Here is a 7,371-nt window from a genome sequence, read left to right as displayed (position 1 = left end):
TACGCCAACGCCAAGATTGAGGAATTGGACAGCCGCCGTCAGGCCCTTGCCAGCGAGATTGCCAAGCTGACCGCCGAAGCGGTGTCCCCGGAGCAGATTGACACGATTTCCAACTACCTGGACGATTGGGAGAATGTCAGCTTTGAGGACAAGCAGCAGGTGGTGGATTTGATGATTACCGTCATTCGCGCCACCAGCAAGAAGCTGCAAATTGAGTGGAAAATCTGACGGTGGGCATACCGTCAGACCATTATCCTTTTATGCCCTTGTCCATCGTAGTTCTGTAAAATGCCCCACCTTCAAATGGTCACGGCCCAGCCGGGATAAATCCTTGGTGATGACCACATCAATTTTGCCCGCTTCGATGTCGTCCAGCATACGGTTGAAATCCGGGCGGTCGAAATTAAGGCCGCTCCATCCGTCGTCCACATAGACCTCCACCACCAAAAAGCCATGTTCTCTGGCATATTGATTTAGCATGGCCTTTTGCGTCTTGATGCTCTCGCTGTCCCCCTGCGCCATATCGTCTTTCGACAGGCGGCAGTAGAGGGCTGTCCGTAAAACACCCATTCAAATGACCTCCTTTGTCTGATTTCTGCCCTCATTATAATGCGTATCTTTCACATTCTCAAAGGTGCGAACAGGGCATTTCCCATGCCGCACCGCGTCCACCAGCAGGGAGATGAATACCTCCCGCATATCTGCGGTGCCCGAATAGACCGGCTGCACTTTTATCGTCGGGCGTGTGACCTTTTTTGCCATAACCGTATATCCTCCCATCAAAGGCAAAGGGGGAGCGCCCGCAGGCGTTCCCCCTCGTAAACATCATTCAGACAATACTTTTTGCATAGCCAGAAAGAGATTTTTTGCTTCGGCCCGCGTCAGCGCGATACCTTTGCCGCATTTCTCCCGCCCCGGCGACCAACTGCGAATATCATACTTCGGCTCTGCACCGTTCCATGATACCAGGTTGATTTCCTTGGTGTAGCCGCTGCCGCTGACAGACAAAACGGCAATTTCTTCCGTGATTTTCATATCAATGCTTTTCATCATCAGACCACCCTTTTTAACTACCGGCTGTCCTGGCTCCGCTTGCGCCGCAATTCCCGTTCCAAAAGCCGAATAATGGTTTCCTCCATCTGCTGGGGCGTTGTCCCCCTGGGGAAATACTTCCGCAGCTTATCCATGCCGATTTTGACGGTTTCTTTCTGATTGCCCTTTTCCTCGGTCATAATGGCGAAAATGGCATCCATATCAAGCTGTCCCGCCTGGCTCAGTTTCTTCATGCGCTGGGCCTGGGCCAGCGAGGGCGTGGCGTCCTCGCTCTCCATGGTGGTGAGCAGGTTTTCCTGTTCCTCCTGTGTCAAAAAGGACAGCTCCGCCCCAGGGGTGAGGGCGATCCGGCCCTCGTCCACCATCTGCAAAATAGGGGGTATCAGCTCCGTCAGGCGGATAAACCGCTGTACCGTGGACTTGCTGACGCCAAAGCCCTTTGCCACGATTTCATCCGTCCGCGACTTCGTACCAACTTGGGACAATGTTAGGTCGGTGCGGTAGCCTTGCCGCTTCATGGCGTCCAATTTCATCTTGTAGGCAAAGGCCCGCTCTGACGGTAGAACGCTCTCCCGCTGGATGTTGCTGTCCACAAGGGTGATGATGGCCCGGTCGCGGTCGATGGGCAGAACAAAGGCGGGGACGCTCTCTATCCCCGCCAACTCCGCCGCCCGGACACGCCGCTGTCCCGCTATGACCTCATAACCGTTCCCATCCTCTGCGGGCCGGGTGAGGATGGGCGCGGCCATGCCAAATTCCTTGATACTCTCCGATAACTCCATAAGCTGCTCATCCTCCACCAAATGAAAGGGATTGCCCGGAAACGGGCGCAAATCCTCTATTTTCAGCACAGTTAATTCCTGTTTTTTCATGGACTACCTCTCTTTCGTTCGGCCCCTGCCGGATTTTTGCAGTTCTGCCAGGACTTCGGGCGGTATCAGCTTCACCAACCGCTCTAATTGCTGGTTGGTGCGCTGCAACTCAAAGATACGCTTGTTGGCTTCCTGTACTTTCAATTCCTCCGCATACCGGCTGTCCCGCAGGTGGTCAGCGTATTTCTCCGACTGGTTGACACGCTGTTTCAAGCTATTGATATAATCGCTCTGCTTTTGGATTTCCCTCGAAAACTTCTCCATATCAGGCAGCCACGCGGACAGCAGCGCCAGCGCCTTGTCTCGCTTCTTCCCGGCGTTGAAAGCGTTGATGTCGGAAAGGGCCTTTACAATCTCGTCATGCTGCTTGTCCAGCCTGCCGCCCAGCTTGAACAGCCAGGTGGGGATGTGCTTGCGCTTAGTTATCATAGAGGACTCCCCGCGCTCCAGCTCCGGCCACCTGGCTGACATATGGGCATGGTAGGCCGTTTGCCACTCTGACAGGCTCTTTTGGTTGCCCAGCATGGTTTTGGCCGACAGCTTACCCTCCTTTGTGATGGGGACAAAGCAAAGGTGCATATGGGGCGTTTTCTCGTCCATATGCACCACGGCGGAGATGATATTCTGTTTCCCGACACGTCCAGCCACAAAGTCCAGCGCCGCCGCAAAATAGGCTCTCTGCTCCGCCGGTGGTAGACTGTGCATGAACTCCGGGGACGCAGTGATGAGCGTTTCCACCAGCATCACGCTGTCCCGGCGCACCCGGCACCCCGCCGCCCCTGTCATGCGGTTGATCTCCTTTTTGTAGGTGTACCGGGGCGGGGCCACAAGATGATAATTCTCCCTGGAGCGCTCCATGTCAATATCCGGGTTGCTTTTGTACGCTTCTTTCTTCCGCTCGTTGTGGCGCTCACAGGCCGCGATGGAACCGGCCTTGCGCTTCTGGAAGCGCAGGATCGCATAGGGCATGGTCATCCCTCCAATCGAAATGTGTAGGCAGACCGGGGGCGTGTCCGCCCGTCAGGTTGACAGCGGTGACGGCGGTGACGGTTATTTTGGTATATCCCCCGCCGCTGTCACCCTGACGGGAGAACACCCCGGAAACGCACGATGCAGGGGCGGAGCTTTCCTCGCGCCACGGCTCGGAAAGCGCCACCCCTGCGGCCGAAAAAATCTCCGATTTTTCCGGCTGCGTTTCCAGGGTGTAACACACTACACCTTGCAAGCAAGGCCGTGTGCCAGACGTTCCCTCTGGACTCCCTTTTTGCGGGGCTGTGCCCCGCGTGACCCTCCGGGTCACAGGACGGGGGTGACGGCTGTTTCCCGCTTTGACGGCATCCCAGATAAGCCGTCACCGCTGTCAACGCCGTCACCCCGTGAAAGGACGATGCACCGCCCCGCCTTGGTGCGGCGATACACATAGCGGACGTTGTTCTGCCGCAGAATGGTGGCGTGGTACTCATTCAGCAGCTTTGTGATGACGTTGGGCGCGGTATCCGTTTCTCCCATCTGCGTCAGCAATTCGGTGGCCGTCCCCGACCACTCCCGCCGCCCCTCCATAAAGGCCACCAGCCGAAAAAGAATAGGCGGCACCTCCGCCGCCGCAAGCTGTTCCTGGGATTTCCGCTCCACCAGTTCCCAACTGCACTCCCGAAAGCGCAGGGTGAACTCCTGGTACTCGATGTCCCTGCCGATGGCGTAGAGGGAAGCGGTGTCGGACGCCCGGTGTTCCTTTTCCAGCACAAAGGTGGCGTCCGCACTGCCGGTCAGCCCCGTTGTCCCCGATACCCGGTTGAATACGTCGCTGTCCCCCTGCTTGCGGATGTGGTGGACGACCACCACCGCCAGGGCGTACCTGTCCGCAAAATCCTTGAGTAGCGATATGTCCCCGTAGTCGTTGGCATAGGCGTTGTCCTTGGACGCGGTGCGTACCTTTTGCAGCGTGTCGATGACGACGAGCCGGGTACTGGGGCGTTCCTTGAGGTAGTCCTCCAACTGGCCCACCAGCCCGTCCGTCAGCTTGCAGCTCGCCACGGCGAAGCGCAGGCGCTCGCTGGCTTCATCCGTCAGCCGGAACAGCCTGTCCTGGATGCGGTAAAAGGTATCTTCCAGACACAGGTACAGCACGTCCCCCGGCGCGGTAGGCAGCTCCCACAGGGGCCTGCCCTCCGACACGCACAGGCATAGCTTCAGCATGAGCCAGCTTTTCCCGATCTTCTGCGCCCCGCAGAATAACGATAGGCCGGTGGGGATCAGACCGTCCACTATGAAGCTGGGCTTGTCAAGCGGCTGGTAGAGCAGCGTGTCCGCGTCCACGGTTTTCAGCTTCTTCACGATGGCACCTCCCCCGGCGTTTTTTCCTGATATGATACATAGGCGTTTCCTCCTTTGAAAATTCACACCCCACATTTGCGGGATATGTAACGCAGACCGCCATACGGTTCCCCGCCCAACTCTGGCCGGGTTTTCTCTGCTGGCGCTGTGCGCTGATTGAGCAAAGGGCGCGCTCGTATCGTGGCACACTATCCTTTGCGGCAGGTATCTCTCTGACAGCTGCTATTCAGTTTTCAAAAGAGGAATGTAGTTCCACCTGTTACCTCACGAATAGCCGGTTTTGAAAGTCCACTCCGCAAAATTTCCAGAGGATATAGAAAAAGCGCCTACCCGTGGCCCAAAGGCCATAGGCAAGCGCCCGTTATCTGTTTATGTTCTCTAAAAAAGTTTTACATCACTATGAAAACCTATCGTTCCTCTTTGCATCAGGTAATATGTTTTTCTAACATAAGCCTTACCGCCGGTTTGGAGCAGCTTTCCAGACTCTTTATCAAACAAGGCACCATTGGGGTTGATACCCGGAACCTGCGTCGGCCAGAATTTTTTTAACCCTATTGACGGCTGTACATACTCAATGCCATAGACCCGGCTGGGACAATTGCCAACATTCAAATAAGTAATACCAGCACTGCTAATTCGATCAAATGAGTATTCGTAGGGTGGTTTATGCGAGTCTGCAGCAATTCTGATTTTTTCACAGCGTAAATCTTGTGCGCTAATTTTTTGAGGTAAAAAGAACCCCAGCTGTAATATAAATGTATTGCCGCTGATTTCTATGCGAATAGGCATCACATGCTCATTCAGCGTAGCGATTGGGCGGTCATATGACTGCTGACGGTCTTCGCATGTTTTGTCTTGTTCGCCCCTGCTATGATAGAAATACCGTGTGCCAGTATCCTTTCTCGCCTTTGTTAAACCAATTTTTTGAGCGCATAATTCACAAACGAAGAGCCCCTTCTCAACAGGAACTGTATATGATGAAAATTTGGCAGATGCTTCTTCCACTGTGATACGTCGATATCCAGTTTTCGGGTCCCATTCACAAACGTGAGTTAGCGGCATTTTTCGTCTCCTTTCGCCCATATTATATATCAAAACCTATTATACACCCATCTTTGTAAAAGTACACCCCTTTTTGAGCGCCTTGAAAAAATCAGATATCGGAGGTTGCTTTGCGGACAGTATAGACGCTATAATTGCATCTTTATTGTTCTGAGGCCAACTATACCACCCCCTGCCGGTAAATGCCCGGAAAGCCCTGCGGCGTAAGGGCTGAAAACCCCTAAATGTCCACGCCAGCAGAAGCGGAATACAGAGCAGGAAGTAGAAAAAGTACCCCCCCCCGATTTTTGCACTCCAAAGGAAATCATACAGCCCAATCAATTTTAGCGTTTGAACTCCCTGCGGCGCAAGGATTTTGACCCTTTACTTTTTCTACCAGTGTTCGCCTTGACAGGACATCCGAAATCCGATAGAATATCCACAGAAGAATGAGAGAACGCAAGGTTCTCGTTATGGTGATATATAAGTTTCTAACAGAGAGGGGGATAGCCTATCCGCAGAGCCTAAAAGAAACAATTTGCAAAGTACACGAAAGGACAGAAGGATGCGCCTTCGTAATTTTCCATACGGAGGACGATATTTGAGCAAGCGAAGGAAACCGATCAACAACACCAATATTCCCCAGCACCAGATTGAAGCCATTGCCCGCTGTATCCTGCCCGACATTCTCGCTTTCTACGAGAGCATTGAGGGGCAGCGGGAATTTGAAGAATGGAAAAAGCAGCGGCAGGCCGAACAAAAAGAGTAAACAATCAGGGCGGACGCAATCTTCACATGATGCGCCCGCCCTGTTCGTATCTATTTCTTTTTTCGCGGCCCTCTCGGTTTTGAGGTGGCTTTCCGCTCCAGGCCGTTTCGGAAGTGGGTGGTCTCAAATTTCTCAAAGAAAACCAATAATCCGAACCCGTCTCCTATCGGAAAAAGGTTCGGATTATATGGTCGTGGTGCCGGTGGGGGGACTCGAACCCCCACGCCATCGCTGGCGGCGGATTTTGAATCCGCTACGTCTACCAATTCCATCACACCGGCGGATGCAAGATGTATTATACACGAAGTCCAACTGTTTTGCAAGAGTAATTTTTATGGCACAGGACTTAGCGGGTGTTAATATTGGGTTACACAAGGCCAAGCAATTGAGTGTAACCCAATTTTTATACCATCATACCGCTGAAAAGTGTGGGGGCGCCTTAATGCAGATAGAATCCAGACTTACCACATTCACTTATATTTGAATGCTCCTCAGTTGCTGTAAACCCATAAACACCGCTTGCAGGACGTCCTTTTTCGTCCAAGGGGTTACCCGGACATCCCAATTATGTGAACAGCCCCTAACAAGTAGGGAGCCGTGTGTGTCGAGAGGAGCAAGCACGATTCTGAGGCAAGCCACTTAGCGGGGATAACACCAGCAGCCAGTTTCGTGATCGTTGACCACGCCCACCGCCTGCAAAAAGGAGTAGACAATGACGGTACCCACAAACTTCATCCCCCGGCGCTTCAAGTCCGCTGAAACGCGGTCTGACAGTTCGGAGCTGGCGCGCAGCTGATCGTCTGTGTTCAAAATGACCTGCCCCTGAGTGAAGCCCCAGAGGTAGCGGTCAAAGGAGCCGAACTCCTTCTGTATCTCCAGAAAGGCGGCGGCGTTGGTGACTGCCGCCTCGATCTTGCGCCGGTTGCGCACAATGCCGGGATCGGACATCAGCTCTGCCAGCTTTTCCGGGCTGTACCGGGCGACAACTGCGGGGTCGAAGCCGTCAAAGGCTTTTCTGAACGCCTCCCGCTTTTTCAGGATGGTAATCCAGGACAGACCAGCCTGGAAGCCCTCCAGGATCAGCATCTCGAACAGTTTCCGGTCGTCATGCTCCGGTCTGCCCCACTCCTGGTCGTGGTAGGCGATATATAATTCTGAGGCCGGGTCAGCCCAGCGGCAGCGATTTTGTTCCAATACAGTCCCCTCCTATTACAATAAGAATTATGGTGAGAGGCACGGCAGCCAGCCGTGTCTTTTTCCGCATTGTTGCCAAAGCTGTTAGAATGAGAGAGTATTGGCCTG

Annotated in this window: 8 protein-coding genes, 1 tRNA gene and 2 pseudogenes; 2 read left to right on the top strand and 9 right to left on the bottom strand. The window is 53.7% G+C overall.

Annotated elements, in window-relative coordinates; translation table 11 throughout:
- Window positions 1-228, top strand: a pseudogene (locus tag D1646_RS23225) (recombinase family protein); the annotation flags it as partial.
- Between the two features lie 48 nt (window positions 229-276).
- Here D1646_RS23225 and D1646_RS23220 read toward each other — a convergent pair.
- The 7 genes and pseudogenes from D1646_RS23220 to D1646_RS10830 form a co-directional block, all read right to left on the bottom strand.
- Window positions 277-570 (bottom strand): annotated as a pseudogene (locus D1646_RS23220) (recombinase family protein); the annotation flags it as partial.
- Complete coding sequence (locus D1646_RS10855; RefSeq protein WP_160636478.1) at window positions 571-762, bottom strand: hypothetical protein; 192 nt, start codon at window positions 760-762, stop codon at window positions 571-573.
- A gap of 63 nt (window positions 763-825) precedes the next feature.
- Complete coding sequence (locus D1646_RS10850; RefSeq protein ID WP_160636479.1) at window positions 826-1,050, bottom strand: PC4/YdbC family ssDNA-binding protein; 225 nt, start codon at window positions 1,048-1,050, stop codon at window positions 826-828.
- 20 nt (window positions 1,051-1,070) lie between these two features.
- Complete coding sequence (locus D1646_RS10845) at window positions 1,071-1,925, bottom strand: ParB/RepB/Spo0J family partition protein (RefSeq protein ID WP_160636477.1); 855 nt, start codon at window positions 1,923-1,925, stop codon at window positions 1,071-1,073.
- Between the two features lie 3 nt (window positions 1,926-1,928).
- Entirely contained in the window at window positions 1,929-2,894 is a 966-nt protein-coding gene (gene mobV / locus D1646_RS10840; RefSeq protein WP_160636476.1) for a MobV family relaxase, read from the bottom strand.
- A 327-nt stretch (window positions 2,895-3,221) separates the two neighbouring features.
- Window positions 3,222-4,259 (bottom strand): AAA family ATPase, encoded by a 1,038-nt coding sequence (locus tag D1646_RS10835; protein WP_160636475.1) that lies wholly within the window; start codon window positions 4,257-4,259, stop codon window positions 3,222-3,224.
- A gap of 378 nt (window positions 4,260-4,637) precedes the next feature.
- Window positions 4,638-5,321, bottom strand: a complete 684-nt coding sequence (locus D1646_RS10830; RefSeq protein WP_160636474.1) for a hypothetical protein — start codon at window positions 5,319-5,321, stop codon at window positions 4,638-4,640.
- Between the two features lie 580 nt (window positions 5,322-5,901).
- On the opposite strand from D1646_RS10830, the gene D1646_RS22690 reads away from it, so the two are divergent.
- Window positions 5,902-6,069, top strand: coding sequence for a hypothetical protein (locus D1646_RS22690; RefSeq protein ID WP_201754637.1), 168 nt, complete (start codon window positions 5,902-5,904; stop codon window positions 6,067-6,069).
- Window positions 6,070-6,263: 194 nt separating this feature from the next.
- Here D1646_RS22690 and D1646_RS10825 read toward each other — a convergent pair.
- A tRNA-Leu gene (locus D1646_RS10825) sits at window positions 6,264-6,350 on the bottom strand.
- Between the two features lie 358 nt (window positions 6,351-6,708).
- Window positions 6,709-7,263: a DNA-3-methyladenine glycosylase I gene (locus D1646_RS10820; protein WP_160636473.1), complete on the bottom strand. Its 555-nt coding sequence runs from the start codon at window positions 7,261-7,263 to the stop codon at window positions 6,709-6,711.
- Window positions 7,264-7,371 lie beyond the last annotated feature (108 nt).

The organism is Pseudoflavonifractor sp. 60, from assembly GCF_009911645.1.
Taxonomy (GTDB): Bacteria; Bacillota; Clostridia; order Oscillospirales; family Oscillospiraceae; genus Lawsonibacter.
The sequence above is the reverse complement of the archived record's forward strand: the minus strand, read 5'-3'. Positions and strand labels throughout refer to the sequence as shown.

Bases quoted from the DNA above. Each gene is read 5' to 3' on its own strand.
- D1646_RS10830 (WP_160636474.1), bottom strand. From the start codon at position 5,321: ATGCCGCTAACTCACGTTTGTGAATGGGACCCGAAAACTGGATATCGA.
- mobV (WP_160636476.1), bottom strand. From the start codon at position 2,894: ATGCCCTATGCGATCCTGCGCTTCCAGAAGCGCAAGGCCGGTTCCATC.
- D1646_RS10850 (WP_160636479.1), bottom strand. From the start codon at position 1,050: ATGAAAAGCATTGATATGAAAATCACGGAAGAAATTGCCGTTTTGTCT.
- D1646_RS10855 (WP_160636478.1), bottom strand. From the start codon at position 762: ATGGCAAAAAAGGTCACACGCCCGACGATAAAAGTGCAGCCGGTCTAT.
- D1646_RS10845 (WP_160636477.1), bottom strand. From the start codon at position 1,925: ATGAAAAAACAGGAATTAACTGTGCTGAAAATAGAGGATTTGCGCCCG.